The sequence below is a fragment of the Chitinophaga silvatica genome, assembly GCF_003419895.1.
Lineage (GTDB): Bacteria > Bacteroidota > Bacteroidia > Chitinophagales > Chitinophagaceae > Chitinophaga > Chitinophaga silvatica.
Map to the genome: position 1 here is coordinate 155,398 of NZ_QPMM01000003.1, position 16,550 is coordinate 171,947.

The 16,550-nt window shown below is 37.8% G+C and carries 15 protein-coding genes and 1 tRNA gene; 5 read left to right on the top strand and 11 right to left on the bottom strand.

Annotated elements, in window-relative coordinates; translation table 11 throughout:
• Positions 1-105 precede the first annotated feature (105 nt).
• The 3 genes from DVR12_RS08540 to DVR12_RS08550 all read right to left on the bottom strand — a co-directional run bounded on the left by DVR12_RS08540 (position 106) and on the right by DVR12_RS08550 (position 5,600).
• The gene (locus DVR12_RS08540) at positions 106-1,692 is read right to left on the bottom strand and encodes a SusD/RagB family nutrient-binding outer membrane lipoprotein (RefSeq protein WP_116975249.1); all 1,587 of its coding nucleotides are present in this window, start codon (positions 1,690-1,692) and stop codon (positions 106-108) included.
• A 9-nt stretch (positions 1,693-1,701) separates the two neighbouring features.
• On the bottom strand, positions 1,702-4,911 hold the full coding sequence (locus DVR12_RS08545; protein WP_116975250.1) for a SusC/RagA family TonB-linked outer membrane protein: 3,210 nt from the start codon (positions 4,909-4,911) through the stop codon (positions 1,702-1,704).
• Positions 4,912-5,015: 104 nt separating this feature from the next.
• Positions 5,016-5,600, bottom strand: coding sequence for a helix-turn-helix domain-containing protein (locus DVR12_RS08550; protein WP_116975251.1), 585 nt, complete (start codon positions 5,598-5,600; stop codon positions 5,016-5,018).
• Positions 5,601-5,692: 92 nt separating this feature from the next.
• On the opposite strand from DVR12_RS08550, the gene DVR12_RS08555 reads away from it, so the two are divergent.
• Entirely contained in the window at positions 5,693-6,259 is a 567-nt protein-coding gene (locus DVR12_RS08555) for a MarC family protein (RefSeq protein WP_116975252.1), read from the top strand.
• A gap of 48 nt (positions 6,260-6,307) precedes the next feature.
• A tRNA-Arg gene (locus DVR12_RS08560) sits at positions 6,308-6,382 on the top strand.
• Positions 6,383-6,545: 163 nt separating this feature from the next.
• Here DVR12_RS08560 and DVR12_RS08565 read toward each other — a convergent pair.
• The 5 genes from DVR12_RS08565 to DVR12_RS08585 form a co-directional block, all read right to left on the bottom strand.
• Entirely contained in the window at positions 6,546-7,496 is a 951-nt protein-coding gene (locus DVR12_RS08565) for a reverse transcriptase family protein (protein ID WP_116975253.1), read from the bottom strand.
• 2 nt (positions 7,497-7,498) lie between these two features.
• Complete coding sequence (locus DVR12_RS08570; RefSeq protein WP_116975254.1) at positions 7,499-7,789, bottom strand: helix-turn-helix domain-containing protein; 291 nt, start codon at positions 7,787-7,789, stop codon at positions 7,499-7,501.
• A 45-nt stretch (positions 7,790-7,834) separates the two neighbouring features.
• Positions 7,835-8,086, bottom strand: coding sequence for a hypothetical protein (locus DVR12_RS08575; protein ID WP_116975255.1), 252 nt, complete (start codon positions 8,084-8,086; stop codon positions 7,835-7,837).
• Positions 8,087-8,393: 307 nt separating this feature from the next.
• Positions 8,394-8,570: a helix-turn-helix transcriptional regulator gene (locus tag DVR12_RS28110; protein WP_199417076.1), complete on the bottom strand. Its 177-nt coding sequence runs from the start codon at positions 8,568-8,570 to the stop codon at positions 8,394-8,396.
• A 285-nt stretch (positions 8,571-8,855) separates the two neighbouring features.
• Complete coding sequence (locus tag DVR12_RS08585) at positions 8,856-9,584, bottom strand: metallophosphoesterase family protein (protein ID WP_116975256.1); 729 nt, start codon at positions 9,582-9,584, stop codon at positions 8,856-8,858.
• A gap of 104 nt (positions 9,585-9,688) precedes the next feature.
• Between DVR12_RS08585 and DVR12_RS08590 the strand changes: the two genes are divergently transcribed.
• From DVR12_RS08590 to DVR12_RS08600, 3 genes are all read left to right on the top strand, one after another.
• The gene (locus DVR12_RS08590) at positions 9,689-10,462 is read left to right on the top strand and encodes a helix-turn-helix domain-containing protein (protein ID WP_116975257.1); all 774 of its coding nucleotides are present in this window, start codon (positions 9,689-9,691) and stop codon (positions 10,460-10,462) included.
• Positions 10,463-10,578: 116 nt separating this feature from the next.
• Complete coding sequence (locus DVR12_RS08595; RefSeq protein ID WP_158563237.1) at positions 10,579-11,316, top strand: ester cyclase; 738 nt, start codon at positions 10,579-10,581, stop codon at positions 11,314-11,316.
• Positions 11,317-11,421: 105 nt separating this feature from the next.
• Entirely contained in the window at positions 11,422-12,606 is a 1,185-nt protein-coding gene (locus DVR12_RS08600) for a hypothetical protein (RefSeq protein WP_116975259.1), read from the top strand.
• 45 nt (positions 12,607-12,651) lie between these two features.
• On the opposite strand, the gene DVR12_RS08605 is transcribed toward DVR12_RS08600, so the two are convergent.
• The 3 genes from DVR12_RS08605 to DVR12_RS08620 all read right to left on the bottom strand — a co-directional run bounded on the left by DVR12_RS08605 (position 12,652) and on the right by DVR12_RS08620 (position 16,415).
• Complete coding sequence (locus tag DVR12_RS08605; protein ID WP_116975260.1) at positions 12,652-13,611, bottom strand: polyprenyl synthetase family protein; 960 nt, start codon at positions 13,609-13,611, stop codon at positions 12,652-12,654.
• Between the two features lie 31 nt (positions 13,612-13,642).
• The gene (locus DVR12_RS08610; protein ID WP_116975261.1) at positions 13,643-13,933 is read right to left on the bottom strand and encodes a hypothetical protein; all 291 of its coding nucleotides are present in this window, start codon (positions 13,931-13,933) and stop codon (positions 13,643-13,645) included.
• A 589-nt stretch (positions 13,934-14,522) separates the two neighbouring features.
• The gene (locus DVR12_RS08620) at positions 14,523-16,415 is read right to left on the bottom strand and encodes an ABC-F family ATP-binding cassette domain-containing protein (protein WP_116975263.1); all 1,893 of its coding nucleotides are present in this window, start codon (positions 16,413-16,415) and stop codon (positions 14,523-14,525) included.
• Positions 16,416-16,550 lie beyond the last annotated feature (135 nt).

A 16,550-nucleotide genomic window follows, 5' to 3' on the forward strand; every position in this document is an offset into this window, starting at 1 on the left:
GTAAATGGTTTCCTGCTAAGACGAAGAGAGGCAAAGAATTCTTATTCCAACAACACTATCAATAATTCTCTGCGTCTTTGCTTCTCTGCGTCTTTGCGACAAAGGTTATTTCAATAGCCACATATCGGCATTAATATCATCTGTAGTTCCACCAAACTGGCTTTGTAGTGCATTGGTCCAGTTGGTTGTATTCGCTGATCTCTCTGAATCCGGATATTTGAATCTTTTCGGAATCATGGTATTATTACCTGTTCCGGTTCCTGTACTAAAAGTTGGTACACCGGTTCTTCTCCAGTTAATGAATGCTTCCCAACCAGAATTCTCAAAAAATGCCAGATATTTTTGCGTAAGAATTTGTTTAAGCCCTTGCGCATTATCTCCACTATACTTTACTGCAGCCTGTTTGTAATAGGTATTTTCAAAGTCGAACGGTACATCATAACGCAAACCGGCATAGGATTTTGTGATAATACCAGCAGCAACGGTAGGAACACCGTAAAAACCCAGAGAACTCTTAATACCTTTCTTATACCACTCTTCAGCATCCCCACTGATCCAGCCGCGATTAATTGCTTCGGCCATATTGAAACACAACTCAGGGTATCCAACGATAATACCCGGTTCCGCTGTGTAATTGCTATAATATCGACTACGGCTACGTACAGAATAAACAGCAGTATCAACATTCGACATCTTCGACGACATATTATCCAGACTTTCACCAGATGGTGCACCAACATAGGCTGTGATATCCGCCGGCGTTTTATATAATTTGTTAAGTTGTTCGGTTGCCGGTTCTGCTGTGATATAAGCTCTGGGATCATTTAGGTTTACCAGGGTATTCAGGTAAGTTGCCGACATATTATAACGGGTGGCATCAAAACCCAGATTATCCGGATTGGATGGATACTTATTTATATTGTTATATAAATATTGAAAGCTTTGCCCCATTGCTTCAAACAATGGATATTTAGCAGGATTGCTTACAATATTTTTAAATTGATCTACCACTTTCAGATCAGCATCTGCAGTTTTTCCACTTAGTGTAATTAAAACTCTTAGACGAAAAGCATTTACAGTTCTCTGCCAGCTTGCAAGATCGTTACCAAAATAAAAATCGCCTTTTAGAATCTGACCTTCTGCCGTAGCACTTTTATCAGGATTATTAACTTGTTGTCCAAGTTCTGTATTCGCATCTTCCAGCCATTTCAGAATCTGAAGAAATACTTCTTTTTGCGAGCTATACTTAGGGGTCAGGTCGGCCTTTCCCTGTAAGGCTTCTTTCATAGGCAAATCTCCCACCAGGCATGTCATACGGTAGTATAGGAGCGCTCTGAAGAATTTACCCAGTGAAGTATAGGGATTGATAGTTTGTCCACCAAGCCTGGCAGCTTCAGCTTCCATCTGTTGTACGTTATTCATGGTATAATAGCTACTGAAATCTACTCCTCCCCAATCGTAACGTTGATCACCATAATAGTTGTAATTACAGCAGTCGAACTGGTTCCAGCGCATTACCTGGCTCCATGGCTGATCTACATTTATGTTGGCCAATACACCGCCCAGCACTAAGCTGGGAGGCACTTTAGTAGGTTTATTATTATTGATAGCATAATCATCGTACTTACGGTTACAGCTTGTAAAAGCGATACCGGCCAATGCGGCAAATGCTAATATTTTAAAGGATTTCATACAAATGATTTAGAAGGTGAGGTTTAGATTTACACCATAGCGTTTAGTCGTAGGCGTTTGTAAAGTAGAAGAACCTTGATTGGCGTCAGGGTACTGATCCAAATCAACATCTGTACGTTTGGCGAAGTATAACAGATTTCTTCCGATGAAAGAGATGTTGGCCGTATGAATGAAAGTGCCTCGTAATAAGGAAGAAGGCAATGAATATCCAATGGTCACTTCTCTTAGCTTAGCGAATGTTTTGCTGATAACATTAGCTTCATTGGTACGATAGTAAACGCTGATATAATCCTGTAGGAAGGTTTTAGTAACATTTGTTGAATATTGCAACTTATCATAGTTGGTTACATTACCATTATTGTCGTATTGGATGGGTACAGCATTACTTACAACAACACCTTCTCCTAAATATGATTTAACTCCTTTATAGTCCTGGTATCTGGCCTCACCCATTGCACCCTGTACAGTTTGGATATTACGTCCGCCACGGAATGTTTGTTGCTGGATATAATCTATCATACTACCGCCAACACGACCATCGAACTGAAAGCTCAGATTAATACCTTTGTAGCTAAAGCTGTTATTAACTCCCCAAACCCAATCAGGACTTGCATATCCCAGGAATTGCGAAGTAGGGTTATTGATAGGGCGACCATCATTACCATTTATAATCTTTCCATCAGGGGTTCTTACGAAGGCAGTACCATAGATTTTATCTACTCTGTCGCCTACGCCTACAAAAGCATTGAGCTTAGTATCAGAATCTGATATTTTCACGTACTTCTCCTTGAAAGTAGACCAGTTGGCAGTAACGTTCCAGGTAAGCCCATTTGCACTCCTGATAGGTGTACCATTCAAAGTCAGCTCCAGACCTGTTTTACGGGTATTTACCCCATTGATTCTATTCTTGGAAAATCCGGAAGCACTGGAAGGAGTTACATCATAAATCTGAGGACCATTAGCACTGGTAAACCAGGTAGCATCTAACCCAATTCGATTTTGGATAAAGCGTATATCCATTCCTGTTTCAAACATTTTGCTGGCGAATGGCTTAAGATCCGGATTTGCTATGGTTTGAGCGATAATAGCGCCAGCCTGGTTTTGATAAACAGGAGCTACTCCATAATCGAGGGTATTAAAGATAGGTCCGTCATAGGACGACAAATACTGGGTTCCATAGCCCAATGGGTAGATAGCCAGCGGAGTGGCTCCAATGGTAGCCTGAGTAAAACCACCTTTAACATTCGCGTATGAACCTCTTAGTTTCAGGAAGCTTACAACATCCGGTAGTTTTACATAATCAGAAACTACCGTACTCAGAGCGATTGAAGGATAGGTATAGGTGTTGTTCATTACCGGCAGGTTAGAAGCCTTATCTACCCTATCTGTTAATGAAATGGTAGCATATTTACCTAAATCGATATCCACATATCCATAAGCACTAAGTACCAGCATTGGTGCCGTGTAATTGGTTGCAAACAATGGATCACGGCTATTAGCGAATCCATACCATCCCGGTGCATTTAAGTAATTAGTTGTTACATAACTGGAGTTATATTTATAATTACGGGCATTTGCACCTACAGACGCATGTATTCCGATTTTGTGACTGAAAGTATTAGTGTAGGATAAAAGGAGGTCGGTATTATTTTCGAATAAAGATCTGCGATCTTCTCTATAATCACCTTTTCCTTCTTCGCGACCATATGGGTGCGCAGAGTATGGAACTTTTTCAGTTCTCAACAGATCATAAGTAGTGATTTGGCTACGGGCAAGCAGTTCCAGTTTATCATTGAATTTATAGGTGATTTTAGCATAGCCATTTACGTCTGTTTTATAATGCCCTCTCAACCATTCGTAGGTCATAAACCAGGGGTTATGATAACGTTGGTATTCTGCATAAATAGATTGTATACCTTCTTTACCAGGTTGCCAGTAGTTGCGCATATCGTCCATGCTCCAATCGGCACCAGCCCAGATCAGGGTATTATAAATTAAGCTGTTAGGGCCATAGTTAACATCCGGGAAGTTTTTGGAGGATTGGCGGTTATAATTAAGATATCCTTCAACTCTTAGTTTTGGAGAGAAGTTATAACCCAGGGATAAGCTACCGTTGAAGATATTCAGTCCTGTGTTTGGAACGATACCTTTCTGGTAAGAGTTATTGATAGAAAAGCGTACATCTGCTTTATCGTTATGAGCAGAAATAGCAATGTTATTGGTACTTAACATTCCGGTTTGCAGGAAGCGTTGTAGATTATTTTTTCCACGGGCAATCCAGGGAGTACCGATACGTTTTCCGGTTACCGGATCAATAGGGCTATCATACTGGGGAATAAGCTGACCTTCAAATTTAGGGCCCCAGACATCATAGTCGCCATCATTGGTTCCACCTCCTTTACCATCTACGAATGCATATTTTCCGTGGTCGCCAGGTCCGTATTCATCCTGTACTTTAGGGATCGCATTAAATCCTTTTTCGAACATTGTACTGGAGTTGAATTCAATGGATACACCACGTTTGTCTTTAGACCCTTTTTTGGTGGTGATCATTACGGCTCCGTTTAGTCCACGTGAACCATATAAAGCGGAAGCTGTAGGGCCTTTGAGGACAGTATAGCTTTCGATGTCATCTGGTGAGATGTTCCAGGTATCGGAGTTGATAGGCACCCCATCCACCACGTATAAAGTGATCTGGCTTCCGCGTAGTAGTACTAAAGGAGAAGCCAGCATTTCGGCGGAAGCGCCAACGGTAAGTCCGGCTACTTTACCCACTAATCCGTTGATTGGATTGGGTTCGCGGGCTTTTACCATATCGGCACCTTTTACTTCCTGAACGGCATATCCTACTTTTTTCACTTCTTTTCGTATACCCAATGCAGTAACAACCACTTCATCCAGTGCTTTTTTATCTGGCTGTAGAGTGATAGTTACATTAGATCCTTCCTTAACCAAATAGGTAGCGGAAAGAAAGCCGATTGAAGTGATTTCAAGAATATCAGCACCGGAAGCAGTAATAGAAAATCTGCCGTTTGGATCGGTAGTGGTGCCCCTGTTAGCTCCTTTTACCTTAACAGTGGCACCGATAACCGGTTGCTGATCAGCCTCGCCTATTACCTTTCCGGTAACCGACTGTGAATAGGCGGAAGTAGTAATAATTAGCAGCAGGAATAATGCGCATATCTGCCATTTAAAAGCGCGATGTAGATTTGATTGCATGTAAATGTAGGTTTGGGTACAACTCTAATTTACTAGCAAAGATTGCGGTCGAATATGACCTAATTGTTAAGCAGGACTAAATTTATTGTTAAGCATTTGTAAACTCATTTGTCATTTTCCAGGAAGAAATAAATGACAAGAATCTGGGCGGTATCTTCTCCAATATTACGGGGTTTATGGCCTAAACGCCCATCAAAGAACAGGGAATCACCTTCTTCCAGGATATGCTTTTCATTATCAATTAAATACTCAACAGTACCTTTAATAATATATTTGTATTCATAGGCATCTGTTCTTACCACCTGAGATCGGGAGGCTCCTTTTTTGAGTTCCAGGATCACAATATCAATAGGCAGGTTTTTGATATTACGGGTAAGTACTCTCTTATAGGCAAAGCCTTTTGCTGGTTCTTTTTCGAATGGTTGATAGGTAGATTTTTGTTTTATAATGACTTTTGAATTAGGTGATTGTTGATCAATTTCATTAAAAAACTCGTTCATATCCAGCTGTAAAGCTTTGATAATATTGATCAATACCAATAACGAAGGAACGGTACGATTGTTCTCTATCTGAGAAATCAGTCCTTTACTCACATCTGCCTTATCAGCCAATTCCTGAATGGTAATGCCTTTAGCTTTTCTTTTCTCTTTAATCTTGTTGCTGATTTGCATGATAATATCCTCTGTCATAAGCCGTTTCGTGGTTTGTTTTCAAAGATTGATAGATGAAGGTTAAGCATTCTCCCTATCTTTACATCAAATTTTACACAAATTAAGCATCCATGTTCAGTATCGACCAAATCCTTGCTGTTACCTTTACATTATTTGCAGTTATTGATATTGTGGGATCTATTCCTGTATTAGTTTCTTTAAAGGAGAAATTAGGACACATAGATGCCGGAAAAGCTACTATTGCCTCGGGTGTATTAATGATTCTATTCCTGCTGGTAGGAGAGCCTTTTCTTAAGTTACTGAGCGTAGATGTAAATTCTTTCGCTGTTGCCGGTTCTATAGTGATTTTTGTAATTGGGCTGGAAATGATCCTGGGTATTGAGTTCTTTAAGAGCGAACAGGATGCCAAAGCTGGTAGCGTTGTTCCTATTGCCTTTCCACTGGTAGCAGGATCTGGTACCTTAACTACAATTATGTCGCTAAAAGCCAATTTTGGCGAATATAACATCCTTGCAGGAATTATACTTAACCTGGTTATCGTATATATTGTGTTAAGAAGCCTTAATTACATAGAACGGATGCTTGGTAAAGCCGGGCTGATGGTACTTCGTAAGTTTTTTGGCGTTATTCTGCTGGCAATAGCCGTTAAAATCTTTAAAAGCAATATCAATCTGTAAGGCGATTTGGGATTCTGTAACAGAAAATGTAGATTTGCGCAACTTTTTGGCCTCGTAGTACAATGGATAGTATAAGAGTTTCCGAAGCTCCAGATCCAAGTTCGATTCTTGGCGAGGCTACCACCTGATGACCGCAAACGCAATATAATAAAGTGTTTGCGGTTTTTTATTTTTTTAGCCCGTTGTCACTTTTGTTGTCAAAATATACCAAGCGGGAAATATGGCGGGTAAGGTTATTTTTTGAAACTAATTCTCAATTCCAATTTTTCAAATTATCTAGCTTCTGTTAATATAAATTTATCTCACGCTCGATTTCCAATTTTTTATTTTCTAAACTCACTAAATCCAAGACAGCTGAAGAAGCATTTTTTTTCTTGCGATCCTTCAATCTTCCAGGAAACACCAATTCACGTTGTCTATCAACAATGGCATTCAATGTTCCCAATTTGTGAATGCGTTGTATCTGATTGGCGAAATTTTCATAACCTTTCCTCTTTATAATATCAACCTCATTAGACATCTTCTCAATCAGCCTTTCTGGCATTTTTAAACCGTTACAAGTTGTTAAGACACCAGTTACAACTATATCACCTGCTTTATAGATTGTCTTACGGTGGCTATATAAGAAATTCTTATTGTTGATTATTTGAAGAATGTCCGGGATAAAATCTTTTATATCTACATCTGACGAAAATGTAAGATCATCAATATACCTAGTATAAATGATAGATCTGCTTTTACAGAACTCCAGTATTTCCCCATCCAATATTCTTAATCCAACTACATTACATAGAAACGGACTTGTTGGAACCCCTTGAGGAACATGCCCCTTATAAGTTGTAATTTTAGTTATGTATGATGCAACATCTGCGGAGAAACCAAAACTAACCAGTGTCGAGTAAACTAAGCGATTACTAACAAATTGAAAATAGCCGACAAGATCTGTTTGAAAATGATACTTCTTGCCAGAGTGATATTTTGCATTTAATACTGCGCTCCTATATTTGACTGATCCTGTTACATGATAGGGTAAAGATATTTGAGAAAAAATACGATCATTTATTCTGTTGTGCAGATCTCTTAGTATATTTTCACTTGAATCAATATCTCTTTTTTTTCCAGACTTTTTAGTTCTCGAAAATGAATTATAGTATTTATGTAAATTGTCTAATACCGCATCAATATCCTTCAATTTGTAGCCAATAACAGCCTCTAAATGGCGTAATGATTTGATCATAATTATGCAATAAAAATATCCTTAATTACACTGTTCACGAGTGGTGATAAAAGCTTATAAGACTCCTGCTTTTCAACAGGTATATCATCTGGAGTAATAGAAAGAAAAAATATTATTGGAAGTGGCACCTCCAAACCGTCTGCAATTGCTTTTAGGGTTTTTAAATTCGGTTCCTTTTTATTGCTTTCAATAAGGGAAAGATACGATTGGGTTATTTCTGCTTTTTCAGCTAATACATTTTGCTTAATATTCTTCTTTTTTCGTAACCCTTCAATAGCTCCACCAATATTCATACGAAAATTTTTTAGATAACTTTAGTAAAGTGTACGACCGACGAATTATTTATCAAACCAATCTCTTATCATATTCATTAGACTATCTCCATCTGACACAAATAATCTCATCAGATTTATGATTATCCCCACAATTTGAATGCCTTGCTTTTCCCTGCTAAGTCCCTGAAGTCGCTTCAGCTCGTCAACTATTTGTTGCAAGAGGCTAATTTCATCGGTCGTAAAACGGCCGCTGCTCTTTGAGAGCAGATTGTTGATTCCTTGAATCAACTCATTAATTGAGTTTTGTTGTTTCATATAGCTTTTGATTAAAAATTTAAAAAAAAGCTGCCGGAAACGGTGCCGTTTACGGCAGCCATTTATGTGAGCACTTTATTGAAACCATCATCAAAACTGTTAACATTTAGACAATAATGAAAAGGGGGGAAATATCAGCTTTCGCTGATTGCATATTTCTATGCTTCAAGACTCAGCACCATTTCCAGCTATGCAAAACTCAATTGCTCAAAGAACTGATGCAAATATACATCAGTTTTCCACAATACCAAAAAATATGCAATATTTTTATCTCAGGGTAATATTATTGATGGAAATATAACTAACCCTAAACCCAATTTGTCGGATTAAGAAGTTCACGGTTGTTAACTTTTAGATATTTCCCAATCTCATAAAGCTTTTCTATAGGTGGCTGCCTTTTGTTCTGGCACCAACGGAATATTGTTTGCTCAGTTAATCCCATAGCCTCAGCCAATTCCTTATTGGATTTACCATTTCTCCGCAAGCACGGCTTTAATTCTATTGTACTGTACTTCCTTCATTTGGTAGTATGTAACCAAATATATTAATACCTAATTAATCAATCTTAAGCAATAATGAATATAAAAAGATTATTTATAATCCATTTATGTTCATGCTTAAACTTTATGGTTAATTTAGAGAATCAGAAAATCAAAAAAAATATAGCCATGATAGATAGTACATAGTAAATACTATTTTTGTAGGCACAATTTTAGCCATAGACATGGGTTTGGGTTTTGAGCAATAAGAAAACCGTACCCCAATTCACTCATTCCCTATATCTTCTAAACTCCGGATACAACTCCTGCACAATATCGCTTTGAATTACTTCCTTTGAATCAATATCCATTGCTGACAGGCAACCTGTATGCCCGGCACCTGTATCTATATTCCAGACATTGCAGGCAGACATTGGAATAGTTTCATTATAAATTAAAGTAGGAGTATGGCCTATATAGATTTCTTTAAATAGTTTCAATCGTTTAGGATAAAGGGCCGGATGACTGATTACACGTTTATTCATAGTTAAAGCTAATTCCCATAATGATCTGTCTAGTGTCAGGTTTTCAACAGGTGATTCAGCTGCTGGTCCATTATCATTCTTAAAGCCAGCATGTAAAAATAAACGGTCGTTAGCATCTATATGAAAAAATTGCAGGCGCGAAAAAAACTCCAGGTGTTTTAGTCTGTTTTCATTATTCAACGGTTCATAACTCTGAATGGTGGGTAATCCCTTATTCTGTGCCCATGTACTATTATTCCTGTTATTCTGAAGCCATAGTTCACAATGCACATCATGATTGCCTTTTATGAAAATGCAGCGGTATCTGCACTGCAGTTCAATCAGCAACTCAATTACCTGAGCAGATTGTGGCCAGCCATCAACATAATCGCCAAGGAAAATTAATTGATCTTCAGGCTGTAATTGCATTCTTACTAACAATTGCTGTAAAGCCTTAAAAGCTCCGTGTATATCTCCAATCACAAAAGTTTTCATATCAAAATTAGACCTTTCAACAATTCAAATTAAAAATAAATAACTAGTAATCAATGTATTTCTATAACTGATTAAAAGACCTGCAATTTTATTAACTTAGATAAATGAATTTCCAGGAATACACTCCCTCTCCTGCTCTGGCTTCTTTTATTAAATCATACAGGTTTATTAAAAGTGCAGATGAAATGGTAAACAGAGTATTACCGGGAACAACATTCACTGCAGTATTTCAGCTTAAAGGGAAGGTTTCCTTAATTGAGAAAACGGATAAAATCATACTTCCTGCTGCCACACTATCAGGTTTGAGAAAAGGAGCCAGATTAATTAATTATGCTCCCGACTCATTGACGATTATTATACACTTCAGAGAAACAGGCATTGCTGCATTTTTTAAACAACCGGCCTACGAGTTTTTTGAAGAAAGCTTAGCTCTCGACGACTTATTTGCCACCTCTGAGATTTCAATAATTGAAGAACAATTAGCAGAAGCCTCCGATTATCAGGCTATTATAAAAGTGATAGAAAGCTTTTTAGTTACTAAACTTTTACACAAAAAAGAAGATCTGCTTATTAATGAAGCAGTTTCACGGATTACCAGCCAAAAAGGATCAATAAGAATTGAGGAACTCTCTAAATCTTTATTTATAAGTCAGGATGCTTTTGAGAAAAGATTCAGGAAACTGGTCGGAGTTACACCCAAACAATTTTCATCAATTGTAAAAATAAACACCCTGATTCGTCAACGCCCCCCAGCCCTTTCGCTTACCCATCTTGCGCTGGAAAGCGGGTATTACGATCAGGCACATTTCAATAAAGACTTTAAGCTCTTTACAGGTCAAACCCCTACAGATTTTTTCAAAGCCCCCTTCTTCTGGTAAAATCAATGATTTTTTACAAGTTGCTGAACTAAGCAACTACGAATTTTGTGTTAACAAGTTTGAACAACATCATGATTCAAACTAATGTAATCAAAACATCTGTAAAAAATCAAAGTATGGAAACTATCACAAATTCCAACAGAACAGTAGTACAATCTCTGTACAGATTTCTAAATAACAAGACCTTTGATCAGATTCAATCCATTGTATCTGAGGATTATGTAAATGATAATGGAGAAAAGGGTATCAACGGATTCACAAAAGGATTTATCGGTTTTATAAATGCATTTCCGGATGCCAAATGGACCATTTCTGAAGTAATTACCGAAGGTGATAAAGTAGTTGTTATGCAAACTGTAGAAGGAACTCAAAAAAATCAATTTCAAAACATCCCTCCCACTAATAAGAAAATACAGATTTCAGGAGTTGTAATTTATGAGTTGGAAGATGGACTAATTATTAATCATATTGTGCATACAGACAGGCTTGGTGTTCTTCAACAACTCGGAGTATTACCTACTGATTTATCAGCATTAAAGCCTGAAGAGGGTATTTATCTTGTTGATAAGTTTAATATACCGCAGGAAGCTTTAAATGAATTTACCGACAGAATGGAATATAACAGAAAACTGATCAGACAACTCCCAGGATTTATAAAAGACGAGGTGTTGATTGAAAATAACACTAACGGATATACTGGAATAATGACAGTTGCCGTTTGGCAAAATCAGAAGTCTCTGGATCATGCAAAAGAGGTCGTGCAGGCGGATTATAAGAAGATAGATTTCAATCCTGCTACCTTTACCCAGCGACTAAATATTACCATGGTAAGGGAAATTTATCATCAGCCTTAGGAGTATCGGAGTCGCCCATTAAAACCCAAAATGGGCGATTATTTGTTATAAGTCTTATATTAGCAGCTCACAATAATTGTTTGTACTCATCTTATTCCTTTATTTATGAAAATTAAATACCTGTACTTTGCATGGCTACTATGTAGCATATCATTACCTGTTTTTTCTCAGGATAGCGCCTATATTTTTAACCAGGGTAATGCTGCACAAAATGCCCAGGCCTGGATAAATGGGAAATTCACTTCCAGTTATTTACAAACATTCAGAGGTACAAGTGCCGCCGGCACCCGACATCACGATTTTTTCGGTGGCACCGCAACATCTGCCGGTGGTAATCTTCGATGGAGTTTCAATTTAACAGGAACTGAAAGCGGTAGTAACAAAGGTTCTGACTTTAAGTTGGTAAATTATGCAGACAATGGAACAGTACTAAGTACCCCCCTGAGCATCGACAGAGCATCAGGAGTAGTATCGATTAATAACAACTTGTTATTAAATCATCAAACTGCAAATATAATATCCTTCAATGCAGTAGGATTAGGTGCTCCTACATTCAATACTCATAGTCCTGGTAGCAAAATCAACCTGTTTGATAGTAATCTAAGTGCTACAAGTGCAGGTTATGATATTGGAATCCAAACACTGCATATGTGGTTTGGTATTCCTTCCGCGGAAAGTGCCAGAGGTTTTATTTACTATGCAGGAGAAACGCAGGTGGGCAGAATTGATGGACTTGGGTCTTCCGAATGGAAAGGACAAGGGCGTTTCAAAGGCTGGTATACATCAGGTACTGGTCCGGCTACTGAAATTGGTTACTATAATGATAGAGCTACCATTATCGGTTACGACAGAACTCCGGCCACTGCGTCGTATGTACCATTATACCTGGCCGGAGGTACATCTGCCAGTGCATTCAAAACAGTGTTTATAACCAATACTGGCGTAGGTATAAATAGTGGTGCTGCCATCCCTCAATCCGAATTATCAGTAAATGGTACCATTACAGCCAAGCGTATACGCGTAACTCAAACCGGCTGGCCTGATTATGTTTTTGCGAAAGATTACGTACTCCCTGGTCTGGATAAGGTAGAAGAATTTATCAAAAAAAATCAGCACCTGGAAGGCATACCCGCAGCGGCTATTGTAGAAAAAGAAGGGATGGATGTTGGAGAGATGAATAAAAAGTTATTGGAGAAGGTAGAAGAGCTTACATTATATCTGATAGAACAGAATAAGAAAATTAAAGAGCTGGAAGCCTGGAAAAAACAACAGGAACAAAGTCAGAAATAAGAAATTTGGAACTAGTGCATTCAGTTACTGAATGCACTAGTTATACTAATATTTTCTTTCGGTAATATATACCACCAACTCTTCTAAGGCAGTACGAACCGGGGTTTCAGCAAAGCTGTATAATATATTCATTGCATTGTTCCGGTATTCAAGCATTTTGCTTTCCGCATAAGTGAATCCATCTAATTCCTTTACTTGCTCCTTTAGGTATTGAAGTTGTTTTTCGTTTGTGCTTTGGTGTTTAATAATATATAAAAGTTTTCGTCTGGTAATGTTATCACACTTATTTAGAACATGAATTAAAGGCAAGGTTATTTTTCGTTCCTGAATATCATTCCCAATTGGTTTTCCAATATTATCGGTTCCATAATCCAGCAGGTCGTCTTTAATCTGAAAAGCCATCCCCACATTTTCACCGAATGTTGCCAGTTGCTGAACAATGTTATTATCTTCAGATGTGGTTGCAGCACCAGCTTCACAGGCAGCACGCAATAAAGTAGCGGTTTTCTGACGAATGATATTGTAATATACATTTTCGTCGAGATTGAGCTTTTGAGTTTTGGATAATTGAACAAGCTCTCCTTCAATTGTTTCTTCAATCGCTTTTGCGAAGATTTTTAGTGTATTATAATCACCATTTTCAAGAGGTAGTAATACTCCTTTAGTAAACAAGACATCTCCTAAAAAAACGGCGCTTCTGCTCTTCCATAAAGCATTTGCAGAGTAAGCGCCTCTGCGTTTCATAGAGTGATCAACAATATCGTCATGAACCAGAGATGCTATGTGCAACATTTCAATCAATGCAGCAGCTCTATATGTACGGTCATTAGTTGCGCCGCAGAGACGGGCACATAAAAGAAGAAAAATAGGTCGTAATTGCTTCCCTTTAGCTTGTGAGAGATACATCATCATTCTGTGGACAGAAGTGACTTCGCTTTGAAATTCTTTCGTTAATACATTATTAAATGAGTGTAGTTCCTGCTTAAGAATTTCTCTCGCCTGCATGGATGGGTTTAATTATTCCTGTAAATATAGGTTACTTCTTGTCAGATTTCTTTTTTGTTTTTTGCTGCACCAGGTCTGCCTCTTGCTTAGCCAGATCGTGGATTTTTATATAATCTACGTCTATGATTGTCGCCAACATTTTCAATTCATTAATGGTAAACAAGCCAGGGTCTTTCAGTTTATTCAGAAGAGTGATATAACCAACTCCTAATTTCTTATAGATATTGGTTTTAGGAATAATATCGAAAATATCTTTCATGCGACTAACCGTTCCGGTTTCGAACATCGATTTCACAGCTATATTTTTCGTTTCCTGCGACATTATTGAAAAGTAATAACATATTCATTCCACACTATTAAAAATTATAAATCAAGAATTTAAATTTCTTAATAACAATAAATATTCCTAAATGAGAATTTTTGAATCAATTTTTTAGTAACTTAGATATTCAGACACTAATTTGCAGGCCTTTACAAATATTGAGGCAATTGCGCATACAGATGGTCCGGGGTGTGGAAACTATATGGATACCAGATGTTGGGCAGTGCTCACGCTACGGCGTGGGTGCTCGCTTCCGTCTTTCCAGGTATCCACACCCCGGGGCGGTAAGTAGAGGCCCACGTTTTTTTATTCCTAAAACTTTCTGCTCTATCTCCTAATAAGGCTATGGATAAAAAGGAAAAGATTAATATGGAGGTTTTTGATCTGGCTGTTAAGCAAGCTGTAGAACATGCAGAAATACGCGTAAGATTGGAACTTTCAGAAAAAGTTGAATTCTACAAACGATTATGCAAATTTTTAATACTTCTTATTAGTTTGGTTACGGTTTGTTCCATTGTATTAAATATTCGTATGTTAATCGACTGCTGTTAATAAAAAAGCAGGCAGAGTGCCTGCTTTTAAAATCTATTTATCCTTCTATCTCACTTAACTCTAACCACCTCATTCCTTTATCATCCAACAATTGTATAATCTCTCCAATGCGTCGGGTCATTGGTTCCATCTTGTCAAATTGTAATTCTCCGGATGATAATGCCGATTCTATTTCATTCTTTTCCTTCTCCAAATTTTCCATTTCTTTTTCAAGTAACTCCAACTCTCTTTTCTCTTTGAAAGACAGCTTCCTTGCTTTAGGCTCTGGTTCAGCATTTACTGGTGTCTCGGCTATTGTCTTCTTTGGTTCAATACTTTTCTTCTTTTCTTCTTCCTTTTCCCATTCACGGTACTGAGTATAGTTGCCCGGAAAGTCTCTGATTACACCATCTCCCTCAAATACAAATAAGTGGTCCACCAACTTATCCATAAAGTATCGGTCGTGGCTTACGATAATAACACAGCCCTGAAACTCCTGAAGAAAATTTTCCAGAATACTTAGTGTTGGAAGATCCAAATCATTAGTTGGTTCATCCAGCACCAAAAAGTTTGGATTCCTAAATAATATAGATAATAAATGTAGACGTCTTTTTTCTCCGCCGCTTAATTTAGATATAAAAGTATACTGCTTTTCAGCGGAGAAAAGGAAAAGTTCCAAAAACTGGGCAGCACTCACCTTAGTACCATCAGCAAGTGGAAAATTTTCTGCAATATTTTTTACAAACTCAATCACTCTCATATCTTCCTTGACTTCCAATCCGGATTGAGAATAATTTCCAAACACTATGGTTTCTCCTACATTTATTTTACCGGAGTCTGGTTGTTCGGAACCCAGGAGCATGTTTAGGAAAGTAGATTTCCCTACTCCGTTTTTACCCACTATCCCTACTCTTTCTCCTTTCTTAAATGTATAATCAAATCCTTTTAAGATATTAAGATCACCATACGATTTGTAAACCTTCTTGAGCTCAAGTATTTTACCTCCCAGTCTGGTCATTTTAACATTTAGCTCCAGCTGTTGTTCCTGGGTTTTTTGAGTTGCTTTTTCTTTAACATCATAAAAGGCATCCTGCCGGGATTTCGACTTTGTAGTTCTGGCTTTAGGTTGTTTGCGCATCCATTCCAGTTCTTTCCTGTAAAGATTTCTTGCCTTATCGATGCTGGCTTTATCATTTTCTTCCCGGGTGGCTTTCTTCTCCAGATAATTTTCATAATCACCTTTATAAATGAAAAGCTGTTCCCGGTCGAGTTCCATAATCTCATTACAAACGCTATCAAGGAAATAACGGTCGTGGGTTACTAGTAATAGGGTAACTTTTTCCTGATCAAGGAAATTCTCCAACCATTCAATCATGCTAATATCAAGGTGGTTGGTTGGCTCGTCCATAATTAAAAGTACATGCTTATGCTCGAACCCTATTTCAATCAATACTTTAGCGAGCGCCACCCTTTTTTGTTGACCTCCCGAGAGGGAACCAACAGCCTGATCGAGGTTATGAATATTCAATTTACCCAGGATCTGTTTTACCTTACTATCGAAATGCCAGGCATTTAGTTCGTCCATTTTGGCAATTGCAGTAGTCAGCTGTTCCAAATCTGGCTCCAGGCCATCTTCGGTCAATAGCTCATAGTTTTTGATGGCATTTAAAACCGGATGATCCTGATCAAAGATATTTTCTATAATAGATTTGTTGGAGTCGAAGCCTGTTTGTTGTTCCAGCATCACTACAGTAACGTCTTTATGGATCCAGACTTTTCCTTCATCCGGCATTTCTTTTCCCAGAATAATGCGAAGCAAGGTAGATTTTCCGGTTCCATTCAGGGCTACCAGGGCAATTTTATCTCCTTCTTCAATATGAAATGAGATGTCTTTAAATAATGGTTTAGTTCCAAATGATTTGGTTAATCCTTCTACTGTAACGTAATGCATTGTGCGAAGGTATAAATTATAGGGAAGACTAGATATATAAGTATTTTTTTTGTATATTCATAATAGGATAAACTGGGAGCTTTTCCCTTGTAAATTTTGTTACAGAACTATCGGCCCTTTGTCCATTAATTCTCA

What these genes read in the sequence shown, in the direction of transcription:
- DVR12_RS08540 (WP_116975249.1), bottom strand. Translation starts at nt 1,692, where the DNA reads ATGAAATCCTTTAAAATATTAGCATTTGCCGCATTGGCCGGTATCGCT.
- DVR12_RS08545 (WP_116975250.1), bottom strand. Translation starts at nt 4,911, where the DNA reads ATGCAATCAAATCTACATCGCGCTTTTAAATGGCAGATATGCGCATTA.
- DVR12_RS08550 (WP_116975251.1), bottom strand. Translation starts at nt 5,600, where the DNA reads ATGACAGAGGATATTATCATGCAAATCAGCAACAAGATTAAAGAGAAA.
- DVR12_RS08555 (WP_116975252.1), top strand. Translation starts at nt 5,693, where the DNA reads ATGTTCAGTATCGACCAAATCCTTGCTGTTACCTTTACATTATTTGCA.
- DVR12_RS08565 (WP_116975253.1), bottom strand. Translation starts at nt 7,496, where the DNA reads ATGATCAAATCATTACGCCATTTAGAGGCTGTTATTGGCTACAAATTG.
- DVR12_RS08570 (WP_116975254.1), bottom strand. Translation starts at nt 7,789, where the DNA reads ATGAATATTGGTGGAGCTATTGAAGGGTTACGAAAAAAGAAGAATATT.
- DVR12_RS08575 (WP_116975255.1), bottom strand. Translation starts at nt 8,086, where the DNA reads ATGAAACAACAAAACTCAATTAATGAGTTGATTCAAGGAATCAACAAT.
- DVR12_RS08585 (WP_116975256.1), bottom strand. Translation starts at nt 9,584, where the DNA reads ATGAAAACTTTTGTGATTGGAGATATACACGGAGCTTTTAAGGCTTTA.
- DVR12_RS08590 (WP_116975257.1), top strand. Translation starts at nt 9,689, where the DNA reads ATGAATTTCCAGGAATACACTCCCTCTCCTGCTCTGGCTTCTTTTATT.
- DVR12_RS08595 (WP_158563237.1), top strand. Translation starts at nt 10,579, where the DNA reads ATGGAAACTATCACAAATTCCAACAGAACAGTAGTACAATCTCTGTAC.
- DVR12_RS08600 (WP_116975259.1), top strand. Translation starts at nt 11,422, where the DNA reads ATGAAAATTAAATACCTGTACTTTGCATGGCTACTATGTAGCATATCA.
- DVR12_RS08605 (WP_116975260.1), bottom strand. Translation starts at nt 13,611, where the DNA reads ATGCAGGCGAGAGAAATTCTTAAGCAGGAACTACACTCATTTAATAAT.
- DVR12_RS08610 (WP_116975261.1), bottom strand. Translation starts at nt 13,933, where the DNA reads ATGTCGCAGGAAACGAAAAATATAGCTGTGAAATCGATGTTCGAAACC.
- DVR12_RS08620 (WP_116975263.1), bottom strand. Translation starts at nt 16,415, where the DNA reads ATGCATTACGTTACAGTAGAAGGATTAACCAAATCATTTGGAACTAAA.